Source organism: Streptomyces ossamyceticus (assembly GCF_001418475.1).
In the GTDB taxonomy this organism is placed as follows: domain Bacteria; phylum Actinomycetota; class Actinomycetes; order Streptomycetales; family Streptomycetaceae; genus Streptomyces; species Streptomyces ossamyceticus.
This window is the reverse complement of sequence record NZ_LIQX01000151.1, coordinates 1-16332: the sequence shown is the minus strand read 5'-3', so window position 1 is coordinate 16332 and position 16332 is coordinate 1. Positions and strand designations below refer to the sequence as shown.

General features: G+C 72.6%; 11 protein-coding genes and 2 pseudogenes. 8 read left to right on the top strand and 5 right to left on the bottom strand.

Annotation, left to right across the window (positions count from 1 at the left end; genetic code table 11):
• Positions 1-165: 165 nt before the first annotated feature.
• Positions 166-663: a GNAT family N-acetyltransferase gene (locus AOK15_RS12955; protein WP_055516077.1), complete on the top strand. Its 498-nt coding sequence runs from the start codon at positions 166-168 to the stop codon at positions 661-663.
• Here AOK15_RS12955 and AOK15_RS12950 read toward each other — a convergent pair.
• From AOK15_RS12950 to AOK15_RS12930, 5 genes and pseudogenes are all read right to left on the bottom strand, one after another.
• Positions 654-1628 carry a phosphotransferase family protein gene (locus AOK15_RS12950; protein WP_055516075.1) on the bottom strand — a complete coding sequence of 325 codons (975 nt, stop codon included), beginning with the start codon at positions 1626-1628 and terminating at the stop codon, positions 654-656. The two genes, AOK15_RS12955 and AOK15_RS12950, sit on opposite strands and share 10 nt — an antisense overlap.
• A 270-nt stretch (positions 1629-1898) precedes the next feature.
• The gene (locus AOK15_RS12945) at positions 1899-2399 is read right to left on the bottom strand and encodes a DUF6098 family protein (protein ID WP_055516073.1); all 501 of its coding nucleotides are present in this window, start codon (positions 2397-2399) and stop codon (positions 1899-1901) included.
• 131 nt (positions 2400-2530) lie between these two features.
• Positions 2531-3097: a hypothetical protein gene (locus AOK15_RS12940; RefSeq protein ID WP_055516071.1), complete on the bottom strand. Its 567-nt coding sequence runs from the start codon at positions 3095-3097 to the stop codon at positions 2531-2533.
• Positions 3098-3469: 372 nt separating this feature from the next.
• Positions 3470-3790 (bottom strand): annotated as a pseudogene (locus tag AOK15_RS42035) (SDR family NAD(P)-dependent oxidoreductase); the annotation flags it as partial.
• A 163-nt stretch (positions 3791-3953) separates the two neighbouring features.
• Positions 3954-6719, bottom strand: coding sequence for a M4 family metallopeptidase (locus AOK15_RS12930; RefSeq protein WP_434980574.1), 2766 nt, complete (start codon positions 6717-6719; stop codon positions 3954-3956).
• Positions 6720-7217: 498 nt separating this feature from the next.
• Here AOK15_RS12930 and AOK15_RS12925 point away from each other — a divergent pair, with 498 nt between their 5' ends.
• The 7 genes and pseudogenes from AOK15_RS12925 to AOK15_RS12895 all read left to right on the top strand — a co-directional run.
• Positions 7218-7742 carry a hypothetical protein gene (locus AOK15_RS12925; protein ID WP_055516066.1) on the top strand — a complete coding sequence of 175 codons (525 nt, stop codon included), beginning with the start codon at positions 7218-7220 and terminating at the stop codon, positions 7740-7742.
• A 417-nt stretch (positions 7743-8159) separates the two neighbouring features.
• Complete coding sequence (locus AOK15_RS12920) at positions 8160-10304, top strand: hypothetical protein (RefSeq protein ID WP_055516064.1); 2145 nt, start codon at positions 8160-8162, stop codon at positions 10302-10304.
• Between the two features lie 87 nt (positions 10305-10391).
• Positions 10392-11900 (top strand): GT4 family glycosyltransferase PelF, encoded by a 1509-nt coding sequence (pelF, locus tag AOK15_RS12915; RefSeq protein WP_055516062.1) that lies wholly within the window; start codon positions 10392-10394, stop codon positions 11898-11900.
• The gene (locus tag AOK15_RS12910) at positions 11897-13315 is read left to right on the top strand and encodes a hypothetical protein (protein ID WP_055516060.1); all 1419 of its coding nucleotides are present in this window, start codon (positions 11897-11899) and stop codon (positions 13313-13315) included. Before pelF ends, AOK15_RS12910 begins: the two co-directional genes overlap by 4 nt.
• A 64-nt stretch (positions 13316-13379) precedes the next feature.
• Entirely contained in the window at positions 13380-14381 is a 1002-nt protein-coding gene (locus AOK15_RS12905) for a GDP-mannose 4,6-dehydratase (protein ID WP_055516058.1), read from the top strand.
• A gap of 70 nt (positions 14382-14451) precedes the next feature.
• Positions 14452-15165 carry a nucleotidyltransferase family protein gene (locus AOK15_RS12900; RefSeq protein WP_055516057.1) on the top strand — a complete coding sequence of 238 codons (714 nt, stop codon included), beginning with the start codon at positions 14452-14454 and terminating at the stop codon, positions 15163-15165.
• 7 nt (positions 15166-15172) lie between these two features.
• Positions 15173-15928: pseudogene (locus AOK15_RS12895) on the top strand (NAD-dependent epimerase/dehydratase family protein); the annotation flags it as partial.
• Positions 15929-16332 lie beyond the last annotated feature (404 nt).

Genomic DNA, 16332 nt, shown 5'->3' with positions numbered 1-16332 from the left:
AGACCGAGGGCCAGGAGCAGGGCCCAGCGCAGACGACGGGGTCTGTGGGGGCGGGAGAGGCGAGGGGGGAACGAGATGACTGAAGTCATCGAAGAAGGCTAGGGATGCCGAATCAAGCATTCAATAGGGTGGACAGGTTCGGTGCCGTCGCCGATGATCTCCGTCATGATCAGAGCTGCCACGGTGAACGACGTCGCGGACATCCGCGCGATGGTCCGCGAACTCGCCGCGTACGAAAGGGTGGTGGAGCAGGCCAGGGCGACCGAGGAGCAGCTCCGCGAGGCCCTGTTCGGTGAACGCCCCGCCGCGTACGCCCTGATCGCCGAGGACGACGGCACCGGCGAGACCGTGGGCTACGCCCTGTGGTTCCCCCGCTTCTCGACCTGGACCGGCACACGGGGCATGCACCTGGAGGACCTCTACGTCCGGCCGACGGCACGGGGCGGCGGCTACGGCAAGGCGCTGCTGGCGTCGCTCGCCGCGATCTGCCGACGGGACGGCTTCGAGCGCTTCGAGTGGTGGGTCCTCGACTGGAACGAACCGGCGATCGGCTTCTACAAGTCGCTCGGCGCGGAACTCCTGGAGGAGTGGACGGTGTGCCGACTGAGTGGCACGCCCCTCGACGACCTCGCGGCACAGGCTCCCGGCCCCGATCAGCCGTAGCGGGCGAAGAGGGCCTCCAGATAGCTCTCCAGACGCGTGATGAGGACCGCGGGCGTCAGATCACGGCGGCCCACCTCCCGCCACGGAACGGCCACCTTCTCCGCGTCCGGCGCGAAGGCCAGCGCGTCCAGCAGCCGCCAGTACAGGTGGGAGGCGGGATCCCCGGCCAACCGTCCGCCGGCCGCCGTGTACCGGTCGGCGAAGCGCATGCCCTCGGGGACCCCGTACAACAGAGCCAGGGCCGTGGAGCAGTGCGCCACATCCAGGTCAGGCGGTCCCCAGGACGTCTCCACCCAGTCGACGACGCCGCTGACGCGGAGAGTGTCACCGTCACCGGTGAACAGGACGTTCCCCGGGTGGAAGTCCCGGTGGAGGAAACAGGGCCGGTGGTCCGGCGGCTCCCGCCGGATGACGTCCACGGCCGCGCGCCACAGTTCGGGCCGCCGCGTTCCGTCGGGTGGGCTCACCCTCTCGGGGGAGGTCCACGCCTGGTAGGCGCGAGGCCGCCGGCTCTCGGCCACCGCCAGACGGTGGATGCCCAGCAGCTGACGGGCGAGCAGTTCGGTGCGACGGTCGACGTCCGCACCGTCCAGACGAACGGACCCCGGCAGCAGGGTCATCAACAGCGAGGGGTGGTCGCAGTGTTCGCCCGACGGGTCCACCGCGACCGGCGCCGCCCCCGGGACGCCCGTGCCGCCGAGCAGGCGCAGCACGTTCGCCTCACGGGTCAGCAGCCCCTCGGCGTGCCGTACGAAGAAGGGCTTCACGAAGGACCGCAGTACCAGTGAGCGCCGGCCGCCGGGCCCGTCGACGTCCAGACGGCGCATCTCCGACGTCCAGCCGCCCCGCAACCGCGCGACGTCCACGATGTGTTCCCCCTCGGAGAGGTGTTTCTCGACCCAGGCGCGCGTCGCGCCCCACGTCCGGCCGTCGAGGTCGTAGCCGTCGGCTTCTTGTCGTCCCACAGTCACCGCTTCCGGTCCCCCTCGCCCAACGGGCCGCCCACAGGCCCTGGTCGTTCTCGTCGGCGTCCGTCGCTTCCCGTAGGGCTCGCGGGCTCGCGGGGAGCCGGGCAGTTCGGGTGGAAGGCAGCGGAGCGGATGACCAGATTCCAGCCGTGCACTATGGCACCTTCCGAACGGCGGCCGTCCCCCTTCGCGATCTTCACGGCCGGACGGCACGCTATCAGCGGGTGTCGACATCGGCGGCGGCGCGGCAGCCGGACCGAGTGAAGCTCAGCCGGTCCCGTTCCCGAGGCGGTCACCGTCATCCGCCCCCTCGGACGGCTCGTCGCCGTCACGCTGCAGGGGACCCCATGCGCCTTCCTGGCGGTCGACGGTCTCCTCGGCCTCCTTGATGAGCGCCTCGTCGATCCAGCCGATGGGGTCGATGTCACCGAGGAGAGGCTCGTTGTCGGGTCCCCGGCCCTCCACCCGGCCGCGCAGGATCCACGGGCGCACCCCCGGTCCCTTCTCGCGCGGAAGGTGCGAGTAGTCGTACAGGCGGCGCGCCACCCACAGTTCGACCGGCCGGTCCTCCCACCAGGGCTCCAGGTCGAGCGGGTTGGCGGACAGCCCCGGCAGCCGTACGCCGGTGAGGCCGTCCCTGCTCGTGACGAGGGCACGGTCCGCGTCGGGGCCGTGTGACCAGCGGACATGGAGACCGGAGGTGTGCCGGACCAGGTCCGCGAGCTCCTCCAGGGTCCGTAGGACGGGAAGTTCGTCTCGGGGGCTCATCGGGTCGTCGGGTTCGTCATGTCAGGGGCGGTGACCGAGGTCGTCGCCCACACCACTGCTTCTGTCGCTGTCGCTGTCGCCGTCGGTGTCGGTGGCCGGTTCTTTTTCTGTCCGGGACGGGGTCTGTTCGCTCATCCCCGTGTTCCCTGGCCGTGCGGTTCGGCGGTGTGGAAGGTGGACGCGGTCTGCTCGCGGTGGAGTTCCTCCAGCGCGTTCAGCTGCCGGTGGCCGCGGCGCAGGAGATCGTCGAGCACGTCGGGCTCGAGGCGCTCGTCGCTCTCGGCGAGCTGCCGCAGGGCCTCCCAGCACGCGATCTTGCCGGTGACCCCGACCCGCAGCATCTCCAGTTCGATCACCGTGCTGAGCGGGGAGCGGCGCACCAGCCTGCCGTTCGCCTTCAGCCGTCCCAGCTTCTCGGCGGTCCAGCCCGCGGCGACCTTGTAACGGCGCGCGGGGATGTGCAGCCGGTGCAGCAGGTCGGTCAGGCTGCGCCGGTCCTTGGCGATCTCGCCGGCGATCGCCTCCAGGGTCGGGCCGAGGTCGGTGCCACGACAGGAGCGGGCCAGGTAGCGGGCGCGGTCGGTGCCGGCGGTGGCGCCGGCCAGGTGGTCGTTGAGGTAGACGGAGAGCAGTCGCGTGTCCGTCCGCCGGGCGGGGTCGGAGGTGGGGGTGGGCCGGGTCCGTGTCGCATGAGTCATCGAGTCGCTCCTTCGCGGTCTCCACGTGGGGCGCGGCACAGTGGCGTGGCGCGGTCGCCTTCCCGGCTGCTCGCGGCCGCCGGGAATCGGCGGCCCCACCGGGTACCCCTGGTGGTCACCGTGAACACCTTTGCCTGTTTTGTTCCGTATGAGGGGTGTCCGCGGGTACCCGATCACACCTGCGGAAACGCGCCGCAGCCCCGGGCGAAAGGGCGATCGTCCGTCCCAGGCCCTCCTCCCACGGAGCCGACCGGCCGCGCTCGTGCCGACCGGTGGGCGGAGACTTCGCCGTCCGCCCACCGCTCGGGGAATCCGCTGCGCGTCAGGGCAGGGGAGTACCACCCGTGGCGTTGAGGATCTCCGCCGTGATGTGTCGATCCGGCCGAACTCCGCGACCGCCCGTTCGATCAGCGCCCGGCACTGCTCCTCGTCCCGGACGTCGCACGCCACCGCGATCGCTTTCCGCCCGGCGTCCTCGACGAGCCGGGCCGTCTCCCGAGCGTCGTCCGCCTCCTCCGGCAGATGCGTGAACAGCACGTCCGCGCCCTCCCGGGCGTACGCGAGGGCGACCGCCCTGCCGATCCCGGAGTCCCCGCCCGTCAGCACCGCCGTGCGGTCGGCGAGCAGTCCGCTGCCCCGATAGGACTCCTCCCCGTGGTCCGGGGGCGGGTCCATGGCGCCGGTCCGGCCGGGGACGGCGTTCGACCGGGTTCCGCCGCTCGTCGTCGCTCAGTAGCACAGGCCCTTCGCCCCCGTCGTCGCGTCCGTCGCGTCGTCGCGTGGATACGGTGAACGGCGTCCTCGCGGACCCCGCGCGCCCCGAGTGCCCGGGCGCGGAGTCCATACGCGGGGCCGGTCAGTCGCACCGGCCGCTCGGCCTGGCCCGGGTCACCACCTCGCTGGTGCCGGTGGTCGCGTCGAGCCACACCACGCGGGTGCCCGGCGCCGCCGCGGCCGAGAGCTGCTCGCCCCGGTTGCAGGAGACCCGGCCCCGGCGCAGACCGTCGCCGTCCGTCGGGAACTGCCACAACTTGGACAGCGACTCGTTGCGCAGCACCGTGTCCGGCGTCCGGGCGACCATCGTCACCGCCCCGTCGGAGGCCGTCACGTGGGAGACGTTGAGCGCCTGCGGGCCCGTCTCCGGGCTGAGGTCGGTGACGTCCGAGCCGTCGAGTCCGGCGCGGCGCAGCGCCGTCACCCCGTTCCCGTCGATCTCGTCGAGCAGCCAGTACGCGCGCCCGCCCGCGACGGCCGTCGGACCGAGACTCGTGCCCGGCGCGGCGATCTGGACGACGCTCTCCTCGCCGGTCGCGATGTCGATGACCCGGGTGCTCGACTCGTACTGGTGGGCCACGCGCCGCCAGTTCTGGAAGACGAGCTTGCCGTCGCTCACCGACGGCCAGGTCGCCCGGTGGTAGGTGCCCCCGCCGCGGGAGACCTTGTTCGCCGGGTCCTTCAGGCTGACATAGGCGATGGCGGCACGCCCGCCGTGGTTGTTGTACGCGTACGCGACCACGTCACCGTCCACGTCGAGGGCGCGCCCGATGCTCCGATGGTGGGCGAGAACCTTCACCGGCCCGCCCGCGAGGGGCCGCGCGAGGATGTCGATGCCGTTCGACCCGTGGGCCTGCCACACCACCGTCTTGCCGTCGGTGGCCGGATTGACGTGATAGCGGCCGTCGTTGGGGCTCATCAGCTTCAGCCGCCCGGTGCCGTCCGTGCGCCCGGCCCACACCGAGTACGGCTCCGTGCCGGCCTCGTCGGAGGAGGACGCCGCCCACCAGTCGCCGCCCGCGCCGAGCCGGGTGTCGGTGGTGTTGACGCGTTCGAGCAGTGTGTCGGAGTCGACACCGAGGGCCAGCTCCCAGTTGGGCACGATGCCATGGGCGTTGAAGGCCCGCTGCACGGCCGTGAGGTCCTGCCCGGCGACGCCCAGGTCCTTCGCGGCGGCGATCACCGCGTCCCGTCCCTGGGTGAACCCGTCGAGCGGGGTGAGGTACTCGGTGAGCGCCCGGTACACGATCCGGTCGGCGAGCCGGGCCCCGAGATCCTCACGCACGTCCCACAACGCGCCGGAGAAGATCGTCGAGTTGAGGTGGACGCCCCCGCTGTCGGTGCCGAAGCCGACGCCGAGGAACGACTTGGCCGTGGTCCGCCCGTCGTTCAGGTCGCGGAACGCGCACTCGCCCGCCGGTCTGGCGCGGCACAACCGCTCACCGAGCAGACTCGCGGTGGGGTCGTCCATGGAGACGCCGTACACGTCCGTCTCGATCGCGTTGCCGAAGTAGTCCGCGAGCGCCTCGTTCAGGGCGCCGGACTGGCCCGCGTAGACGAGATCCGCCGAGTGGTCGATGACACCGTGGGTCATCTCGTGGCCGACGACGTCCAGCCCGGCGGAGAGCGGGAGGTACTCCGCGTCGCCGTTGCCGTACACCATCTTCTGGCCGTCCCAGAAGGCGTTCACATAGGGCTGACCGCCGTCGGAGACGCCGACCAGCGAGTGGACGGACATGCCGCGTCCGTCGAGACTGTCCCGGCCGTGCCGGTTCTTGAAGTAGTCGTAGACCTGCCCGGCGGCCCAGTGCGCGTCGACCGCGCCCGCCTCGGTGGCCTCGGAGCCGAAGGCCGGGGTCGGCGACGTGAACAGCGGCAGTTCCGGCGGCCACACACCGGCCACGTCCGTGACCCCGAGGCCCCTCGCGTCCCAGGTGCCGAGGAAGTCCCCGTAGTCGTTCTGGATCCGGGAGTGGTCGCGCAGGGCGTACGTGCCCTGGACCTCGTCCTGCCGGACCTGCAACTCGACGGACCTGCCGTCCAGTTTGACGCCGGAGCCCGTCGGATCGGCCGCCCGTGCGGCCCGGCCGGCCGCCTTCCCCGCCCCGGCCGTGCGGGGGGTGCCGAACGTCTTGATACCGCTGTACTGGAGCACCGGGTATCCGGCGTGCGCGTCGATGTACACCTCGCGCAACACCGGCTCGCCGCCCGCCGCCCTCGTGCCCCGCACGGTGATGTGCCGGGTGAGCACACCCGCGCCCGCGGGCAGCACGACCAGGCCGTGCGAGGTGCCCGTCAGCGGTGCCCCGTCCTCGTCGGTCTTCGCGAACGCGGTGAAGTCCTCGGCGTCCAGATCGGCCCGTACGGCGTCGACCGCCCGTTCGATGGCGAGCGCGTCGTCGACCTCGGCCGCGGTGCCGGTCCGCAGCCCCGTGAAGTACTTGCCCGAGGTTCCGGTGACGACCCTCCGGCCGTCGTCCCCCTTCTCCATGCGGACGACGTACTGGCCGCCGAGCACCGGCACGCCGCGGTGCTCCTGCCGCAGCCGTACGGTCTCCCGGCCGCCGTCCCCCCTGACGGTCCCGGCCGGTTCCAGGTCCCGCACCGGGTTCGCGATGCGGTAGCGGTCCCGCTCGGCGGCCAGGTACGCGCGCGCCGCGTCCGCCGCGCTGCCGGCCGCCGGGGCCCGCTCCCGGATGTCGTCCACCAGCGCGGGCGTCGCCGTCCGCTGCCCCGGCACCACCTCGCCGGGGGCCGGCGGTGGTGTGTCGTCCCCGGTCGCCGCCCCGGCGGGGACCGCCGACACGACGAGTGCGGCGACGCCCAACAGCGCCGCCGCACCCGTCACCCCGCCTCGCCGTGCTCTCGATAAGCCTGCTGATCTCCCGGAACGTGCTCTGCGCTGACGCACTGTCTCCCCCACGAAAGTCGGATCCCCGGCGGCGGTCGACCGCCGGCCAGGGGTCATGGAACAGGCGATGCGGCGTCCCATCAATGGGGCGGTGGTTTCGACAGACGACTTCCGGCCCTTCGCGAACCCGCCCGCCCAGGGCGTCGGCGGGCCCGGGAACCGGCGGACCGCCGAAAGGCCGCGCGCCGAGCGGCGGCCATACGGTTCGAAACACGCCAATGCCGCCACAGAGCCCCCACGGTCCGCGCCACCCCCACCCGCCGCGCCCGAGCCCTGTGTGACATGCCCATCACCCTGCGTCTATGTCCCGGTGCGGGGGAGTCGCACACATCCCCTCCATCACCTTCACGCCACACACACTTTCGGCCGACGGCTCGCCGGCTCGCTCACGCAGGGGCAGACGGCCCGCTCGTCGTGTGCCTAGCCTCCCGGCCCATGCGATCACCACTGATGACACGTCTCGGCCTCGGCGCCGTCCTCGCCCTCGCCCTCGCCGTCTTCGGGATGGCGCCCACCGCGAGCGCCGACCCCGCGCCGGCCGAGCTGACCTTCGCCACCGACAGCGCCACCACCACGCCCGGCGGCACGGTGAACCTGTCGATGACGATCACGAACAACAAGACCTACGACATCTGGTTCGTGTACCAGACCATCGAGCCCACCTGGCTGACCACCCAGCGCCCCGACCTCAAGTACGCCTTCACCGGGTGCAGCCTGGCCACGGCCGCCGGCGCCACCCCCTGCTCCGGGACCGGACCCGCCAACCTCGGCACCAACTACGGCGCCACCATCCCGCCCGGTCAGAGCCGTACCGTCACGCTGACGCTCCAGGTAGCCGCCGACTCCGGCTGCAACGGCAACATCGGCTTCTACTCGTACTACTACGCCGAGTTCAGCGACTCCACGAACACCAGCGGTGGCCCCGTCTACACGCCCCAGACGCGGGTCCTCTGCGCCTGACGGTTCGTCCAGGATGGGGGCATCCGCAGGGGGCGTGACCTGAAATGATCTGCGATCACGCACTTGTCGCGGTATGGACCACTGACAGCTCGACCGGCGGGCCCTCACGGCCCGCCGGTGTACCGCACAGGGCCCGGACCAGCGCGCCGGGCCCTCATGGTCATCCGGAACCTGCCCTCCGCACCCCCGGCGGCGACGGAAAACGACCGCAATCGGTTCCATGTGATTCCGTTTGGACACCTTCGCTTTTCCGTCATGTTTCTCCGCATGACCACGAAAGCTCCACACAGACACCACTATGTGACGCGACGGATGCGTCGACGACTGGCTTCTGAGGGGGATGCCGGCGTCGCGCAAGGGGGTGCGTCCGCTCAGGAGAGGCGTGCTCACCCCTGCCCGGGGAGGGGACTTCACCGCATGAAGCGGACCTTACGCACCACCGTGCTCACGGTGGGCGCGCTCATCGCCGCACTCGGCCTGCCCGTCGGCCCCGCACAGGCCGACGACATCGCCCCCCGCATCGACCTGCGGGTCCTGGTGGTGAGCGACGGCGGCCCGTCCACCGACGCCATCGCCGCCGAACTCACCGCGGCCGGCACGCCGTACACCGAGATCGACCTGACCCGGTCGGATCGAACCGTCATCGACGCCGGCTTCCTCGCGGACACCGTCGACGGCCGACCGCGCGCCAGGTTCCAGGCCGTCGTCCTGCCCAACGACAACCCGTTCCCGGCCGGTTCCGCCGAGATGGCCGCACTCGTCGCCTACGAGCAGACCTACGAGATACCCCAGGTCGACGCCTACACCTACGCCCGCCCCGAAGCCGGACTCCAGTACCCGGTGTACGGCGGCTACTCCGGCAGCATGGACGGCGCCCAGGCCCAGGTCACCACCGCCGGCAAGGCGGGCCCGTTCGGCTATCTCGACGGGGCGGTGCCCTTCGAGGACAACGACCCCGCCATCGGCGAGAGCTACGCCTACCTGTCGAGACCCGTGGCGGGCGCCGACTTCACCCCGTACGTCGACGCCGCCATCCCCGGCCAGTCCACACGGGGCAGCCTCGTCGGCGAGTACCGGCACGACGGACGCCGCGAACTCGTCGTCACGTTCGTCTACAACCAGTACCAGCAGCAGTTCCGGCTGTTGGCCCGCGGCATCGTCGAATGGATGACCGGCGGCGTGCACCTCGGCGCCTCCCGGAACTACTTCGCCGTCCACGTCGACGACGTGTTCGCCGCCGACGACCGCTGGAACACCCAGCTCAACTGCACCCCCGGCGACGTCGACTGCACCGACCCGAACGCGCAGCCCGACCCCATCCGCATGACCCCGGGCGACGTCGACCACGCCATCACCTGGCAGAACCAGAAGAACTTCACCCTCGACTTCGCCTACAACGGCGCCGGCAGCGTCGACCACCGCGAGGACCACAACGGCACCGACGCCCTCGCCGACCGGCTGATCGCGCAGCGGAACAAGTTCCGCTGGATCAACCACACCTACTCGCACCCCTTCCTCGGCTGCGTCCAGGACACCAGCGTCGTGCCCTGGAAGTGCGCGACCAACGTCGACGGCTCCACCCGCTGGGTCAGCCGCAACGAGATCTCCGACGAGATCGCCACCAACCGCGTCTGGGGCCAGATCAACGGACTGCCCCTGGAGAACGACGAGTTGGTCACCGGCGAGCACTCCGGCATGAAGGTCCTGCCGCAGCAGCCCCAGGACAACCCCAACCTCGCGCTCGCCGTCGACGACAACGACATCGCTTGGCTCGGCTCGGACAACTCCCGCGAACCCGCCCAGCGTCACGTCGGCCCCGCCACCACCGTGCCCCGCTACCCGATGAACGTCTTCTACAACGCGGGCCGCGCCGCCGAACAGGTCGACGAGTACAACTGGATCTACACCAGCCGCGCCCAGGGCGGCAGCGGCATCTGCGAGGACAACCCGGCCACCACCACCTGCCTCACGGCACCCCTGGACACGGCCACCGGCTACGCCCAGGTCATCGTCCCGCTGGAGAAGCGGATCGCCCTCGGCCACGTCCTCGCCAACGACCCGAGGCCCCACTTCATCCACCAGTCCAACCTCGCCGAGGACCGCATCGCCTACCCCGTGCTCAGCGGCGTCCTCGACGGCTACGCGGCCCTCTTCGCCGACAACACCCCCGTGGTGAACCTGCGGATGAAGGACATCGGCGCCGAACTCCAGCGCAGGGCCGCCTGGCAGGCCGCCCTCCAGGCCGGCGACGTCACCGCGTACCGCATCGGCTCCACCGTCACCGTCGACGCTCCCGACGGTACGGCCGTCACCGCCACCCTCCCCAGTGGAACCACCCACGGCGGCTCCGCCTTCGGCGCGGCGTACGCGGGCGCGGCCTCCGGCTGGACCACCGCCACGGCCGCACCCCTCACCCTCACCCTGCCGTCCTCTGCCGACGCGCCGACCGTCTCCCCGGCCGACCCCGGCAAGGCCACGAAGCCGGCACAGGACACCCGGGTCCCCGCGGGTGTCAGCGAGAGAGTCCCGTACGGCGCGGACACGTCCACCGAGGACGACTGAGGCACACACCGCCCGACGGTCCCGGCCGCCCACCCGGCGGCCGGGACCGGTACGAACCACCCCACACCTCGGCCGTGGAGCACAACGATGCCCGTTCCGCACGGAACGCGAAACCTTGGCGCAACGCGCGTCACCTTGCTCACCGAAGGCACCTATCCCCATAGTCACGGCGGCGTCAGCGTCTGGTGCGACCAGCTCGTCCAGGGCATGCCCGATCTGGACTTCGACGTCATCGCCGTCACCGGCACCGGACGCGAACCCCTCGTCTGGGAACTCCCCGCGCAGGTCTCCCGCGTGCTGTCCGTCCCCATGTGGGGCGACCCGCCGGCAGGCGACCCGCCCCGCGGCCGCGCCCGCAACCGGCTCGCCACCGCCTACGAGCAGTTCCTCACCGCCCTGCTCGACCCCCGCGCCGAACCCGGCTTCGCACCCGCCCTGTACACGATGGCCAGGGCCGCCGCCGACGGCGCGCTGAGCCCGTTCCTGCGCTCGGACCGGGCGATCACCCTGCTCACCTCGGTGTGGAACCGCCCCGGCCTCGCCGTGCACGAGTCCCGGCCCACCCTCCACGACGCGCTCACCGCGACCTCCCTGCTGGAACACGCCCTGCGTCCACTGGCCGCGCCCCCACCCGAGACCGGGGTCGCCCACGCCGTCAGCGGAGGCGTCGCCGTCCTGCCCGGCCTCGCCGCGCTGGACCGGCACGGCGTCCCCCTGCTCCTCACCGAACACGGCGTCTACCTGCGCGAACGCTATCTCGGCTATCGCACAGCCCCCTACCGCTGGCCGGTGAAGGCGGTCGTCCTCGGCTTCTTCCGGCTCCTCGCGGAGGAGACCTACCGCAGGGCCGCCCTGATCACCCCCGGCAACCGCTACAACCGCCTCTGGGAGGAACAGGGCGGCGCCGACCCGGAGTCCATACGCACCGTCTACAACGGCGTCGACCCCACCGCGTTCCCGCCCGCCGGGCCCGAACCGGAGACCCTCACCCTCAGCTGGGCGGGCCGCGTCGACCCGATCAAGGACCTGGAGACCCTCATCCGGGCCTTCGCCCTCGTCCGGGAACGACTCCCCGAGACCCGGCTTCGGTTGTTCGGCGGCACCCCCAAGGGCGGGGAGGCCTACCGGGAACGCTGCGAGGCCCTCGCCGCCGAACTCGGACACGCCGACGCCGTCACCTTCGAGGGCCGCGTCGACGACATCAAGGACGCCTACGCGGCCGGCAACGTCGTGATGCTCTCCAGCATCAGCGAGGGCTTCCCCTTCACCCTGATCGAGGCCATGTCGTGCGGCCGGGCCACCGTCTCCACCGACGTGGGCGGCGTCCGCGAGGCCGTCGGCGACACCGGGCTCGTGGTACCGCCCCGCGACCCCGCGGCGATGGCCGCGGCGGCGCTGGAACTGCTCGGCGACCCCGCCCGCCGCGCGGCCATGGGCGAGGCGGCCCGGCTGCGCGTCATCGAACAGTTCACGCTCCGCCAGACCATCGACACCTTCCGGTCCATCTACCTCGAACTCCCCACACTGGTCCGCGCACCGGCGGACGCGCCGGTCCCACCGGGGGAGCTGACCGCGATCAGCACGGTGGCCGGATGAGCGGGCCGATGTCACTCGAACCCGGCGGCGTCGAACACGAGACGCTCACCATCCGCCTCGCCGACCGGCGCCGACCGCGCCGCCGCCCCGGCTGGGCCCTCGCCGACGACACCACCCTCACCATCCGGCTGCCCCGCCAGGGGCCCGACGAGGCCGCGGTCAGCGAACTCGCCGCCGAACTCGCCAACCGCATAGGCCCCGCCGTCCACCCCTACGAGGTGGCCGCGTTCCTGGAGGCGGAGGGCCTGTCCGCCACCGTGATCAAGGAACGGTACGGCCACCCCAACCTCTTCTCCCTGGCCGCCGCGCTCTACGAACGGGTGCCGAGGACGTTCCCCGAGCCCCCGTCGCAACCCGACGTGTGGCGCCCCGACACCGTGCGCTGCCTGCTGCGCGGCGTGCTCTTCGCGCTCCCCGGGCTCGCCTATCTGCTCACCGCGCCCCTGTGGAACCCCGGCGGGCACGCCCCCGCCCTGATCGTCGCCGGACTCGTCTCCTGGGCCTGGGGGCAGGCCCTTGGCCACCGCGCCCACCTGCGCATGGCGACCGGACGGCACGAGGCGGCCCGTACCCTCCTGACCGGCGCGCCCCTGGGCGCGGTCGTCGCCACGGCCGCCGCCGCACTGCCGGCCGGAGGCGGACCGGTGACCCTGGTCGCCGCCGCGCAGTCCGCCTACCTCGCGGCGGCCGGCGTCCTGCTGGTCCTGGCCCGCGAACGGCTGCTGCTCGCCGCGCTCAGCCCGCTGATCGCCGGGGCCGCCGCCCTGCCGTGGTGGGAGCCCGGCCCCCTGCTCCGGGCCGGACTGCCCGCGCTCGCCCTGACCGCCACCCTCGCCGTCACCGGCCGGGTGCTGTGGACCGCGCTCGCCGTCGACGCCGTACCGGGCGCCACCCGCCCCCGACTCCTGCCGTCCCTGCCCTACGGCCTGTTCGGACTGGCCGCCGGAGTGCTCGTCCTGCTCGAAGGACGCGAGGAGCCGTACGCGGTGATCGTCCTCACCGTGAGCATGGGACCGGCCGAATGGCTGCTCTACCGCTACCGGGGCCTGTCCGTCGCCGCCCTGAGGGCCGTCGCGACCCCCGCCGGGTTCCTGCTCCGCTCGGCCGGCGTCCTCGGCCTCTGCCTCCTCGCCTACCTGCTGCCGCTGCTGCCCGCGGCCCTGCTCACCGGCGCCGACCCGGCGGCCCTGCTGCTCCTCGCCGCCGCGCTGTGGACCGCGCTGCTGCTCCAGGCGTTCGGCGCGGCCTGGCCCCCGGCCCTGATCTGCCTCGCCGCGGCCGGCACCGCAGGAACGATCACTCTGCTGCGACTGCCACCCGGCGACCCGGCGCTGCCGCTGAGCTGTGCCGCCGCCGCGCTGTGTCTGTCGGCGTGCGCGCTGCGCGTGCTCGGCCGGCCCGCGCCGCACGCCTGAGCCCCGCGCTCACCCATGACCCCGCCACAGCCCCCACATCCGACCTACCGGAAGGACACCACCGTTGACCTCCGCACCGCTCGCCGCCGTCACCGGAGCCGAGGGCTTCATCGGCTCCCACCTGACCGAGGCACTCGTCGCCTCCGGACACCGCGTGCGCGCCATGGCCCAGTACAACTCGTTCTCCTCCTACGGCTGGCTGGAGACCCTCCACCCCGACGTCCTCGCCCACGTGGAGATCGTCCTCGGCGACGTCCGCGACCCCGGCTCCGTCCGCGGCCTCCTCGACGGCGCCGACACCGCCTATCACCTGGCCGCCCTCATCGCGATCCCGTACTCGTACCAGGCCCCGCACAGCTACGTGGACACCAACGTCACCGGCACCCTCAACGTGCTGGAGGCCGTCCGCGCCCTCGGCACACCCCGCCTGGTGCACACCTCCACCAGCGAGACGTACGGCACCGCGCGGGCCGTGCCGATCACCGAGGACCATCCCATCCACACCCAGTCCCCGTACGCCGCCTCCAAGGCCGGCGGCGACCGGCTGGCCGACAGTTACCACGCCAGCTTCGACACCCCCGTGGTCACCCTGCGGCCGTTCAACACCTTCGGGCCCCGCCAGTCCATGCGCGCCGTGATCCCCACGGTCATCGGCCAGGTCGCCGCGGGGGAGCGCACCATCACCCTCGGCGACCTGCGGCCCACCCGCGACTTCACCTTCGTCAAGGACACCGCGCAGGCCTTCCTCGCTGTCGGCACCGCGCCCGCCGAGCGGGTCGTGGGCCGCACCTTCAACGCCGGCACCGGCGGGGAGAGCGCGGTCGGCGACCTCGTCGCCCTCATCGGCAAGGTGATGGACACCGCCCTCGACGTCCGCGAGGACGCCGCCCGTATCCGGCCCGCCAACTCCGAGGTCATGCGGCTCGTCGCCGACGCGAGCAGACTCACCGCCGCCACCGGCTGGCAGCCCGCCCACTCCCTGGAGGAAGGACTCGCCGAGACCGTGGAGTTCTTCCGCGACCCGGCCAACCTCGCCCGCTACAAGACCGGGATCTACAACATCTGACTCCCGTCCGGCACGACCCGCACGGCCGGCGAGGCCGCGCGGTCCACGAAGTCCTTGAAGGAGGAGCACCATGCACGCAGTGATCCTGGCGGGAGGCAAGGGCGTACGGCTGCGGCCCTACACGACCGCGCTGCCGAAGCCGCTCGTCCCCATCGGCGACCAGCACGCGATCCTGGAGATCGTACTGCGCCAGCTCTCCACCGCCGGATTCACCCACTGCACCATCGCCATCGGTCACCTGGGCGAGATCATCCGCGCCTACGTCGGCGACGGGTCCCAGTGGGACCTGACCGTCGACTACGCCACCGAGGAGAGCCCCCTGGGCACCATGGGCCCGCTGCTCAACCTGCGCGACCGGCTCCCCGAGGAGTTCCTCGTGATGAACGGCGACATCCTCACCGACCTCGACTACGCCGACGTCCTGCGCCGGCACCAGGAGTCCGGCGCGCCGCTCACCATCGCCACGTACGCCCGCAAGGTGCACATCGACTTCGGAGTGCTCACCACCGACGACAGCAAGGTCGTCGCGTTCACCGAGAAGCCGAGCATGGACTACCGGGTCTCCATGGGCGTCTACGGTGTGTCCCGTTCGACGCTGGAGGGCTACACGCCCGGACTGCCCCTCGGCTTCGACGAACTGGTCCTCGACCTGATCAGGGCCCAGAACCAGCCGCACGCCTACGAGTTCGACGGGTACTGGCTCGACATAGGGCGCCCCGACGACTACGACCGGGCCAACGCCGAGTTCACCACCCGTAAATCGCTTCTGCTCAAGGGAGCCTGAGCACCGTATGCGCATTCTCGTCCTGGGTTCCACCGGCTATCTGGGCGGCCATGTCACAGCACGGCTGCGCACCCTGCCCGGCGCGCGGGTCCTCGGCGGCGGGCGCTCGCCCGCCGCCGAGTTCCCCGTGGACCTCGCCACCGTCCGACCCGAACAGCTGGCGAAGGCCCTGGCGTCCGCCGCGCCGGACACCGTGGTCAACTGCGCGGGCGCCACCGGCGGCGACGCCGTGACCCTCGCGGAGGTCAACGCCCGCGGCCCGGCGGTCCTGTGCGCCGCCCTGCGCGAGGCGGCGCCCGGCGCCCGCCTCGTGCACCTCGGTTCGGCCGCCGAGTACGGGCCCGGCGCGCCCGGCACCCTGGCGACCGAGTCGGCGCCGACCCGCCCGACCGCCCCGTACGGCGCCACCAAGCTGGCCGGCACGGTCGCGGTCACCGGCGCCGGCCTGGACGCGGTGGTCCTGCGCGTCGGCAACCCCGTCGGGCCGGGGGCACCGGCGAGTGGACTGCCCGGTCGGATCACCCGCCTGCTGCGCACGACCGACCGGGACGGGGTGCTGCGGCTGGGCGACCTCTCCGCGTACCGCGACTTCGTCGACGTCCGCGACGTCGCCCGGGCCACCGTCCTCGCGGCCACGGCACCGGGCCCCCTGCCCCCGATCCTCAACATCGGCGGTGGTCAGGCGGTCCTGGTACGCGACCTGGTACACCTCCTGGCCGCCAAGGCCGGCTTCCGGGGCCGCATCGAGGAGAACCCGCAGGGGCCGGGGGGCCCGGCGGGTGCGGTGGCCGGACCCACCGGGGCACCCGGCCCAGGAGGCACGGACGGGGCTCGTCGCCCGGGTGATGAGGCGCCCGGGGCCGGGGCGCGCGGCTGGGCGGGTCCCACCGGCCCGGCGGGTTCGCCGGGCCCGACGGACCGGGCGGACCAGGTGGGCCCGGCGGCATCGTCCGGTTCGGCCGAGCTCGCGGGCCCCGCGGACTCGGGTCACCCGGCGGGCCCCGCGGACTCGGGCCACTCGCCGGGCCTCGCCGGGCCGGCGTACTCACCCGGCCCGGCCGGTCACGCCGGTCATGCCGGGGGCACCGGGCACGCCCGTCATGCCGGTCACGCCGGTCGAGTCGGTCAGGTCGGGTCGGCGGGAGCGGGTGGCGGGGTCGGTGGGGC

Coding starts and splice junctions, on each gene's coding strand:
- AOK15_RS12955 (WP_055516077.1), top strand. CDS start 166: ATGATCAGAGCTGCCACGGTGAACGACGTCGCGGACATCCGCGCGATG.
- AOK15_RS12945 (WP_055516073.1), bottom strand. CDS start 2,399: ATGAGCCCCCGAGACGAACTTCCCGTCCTACGGACCCTGGAGGAGCTC.
- AOK15_RS12940 (WP_055516071.1), bottom strand. CDS start 3,097: ATGACTCATGCGACACGGACCCGGCCCACCCCCACCTCCGACCCCGCC.
- AOK15_RS12925 (WP_055516066.1), top strand. CDS start 7,218: ATGCGATCACCACTGATGACACGTCTCGGCCTCGGCGCCGTCCTCGCC.
- AOK15_RS12920 (WP_055516064.1), top strand. CDS start 8,160: ATGAAGCGGACCTTACGCACCACCGTGCTCACGGTGGGCGCGCTCATC.
- pelF (WP_055516062.1), top strand. CDS start 10,392: ATGCCCGTTCCGCACGGAACGCGAAACCTTGGCGCAACGCGCGTCACC.
- AOK15_RS12910 (WP_055516060.1), top strand. CDS start 11,897: ATGAGCGGGCCGATGTCACTCGAACCCGGCGGCGTCGAACACGAGACG.
- AOK15_RS12900 (WP_055516057.1), top strand. CDS start 14,452: ATGCACGCAGTGATCCTGGCGGGAGGCAAGGGCGTACGGCTGCGGCCC.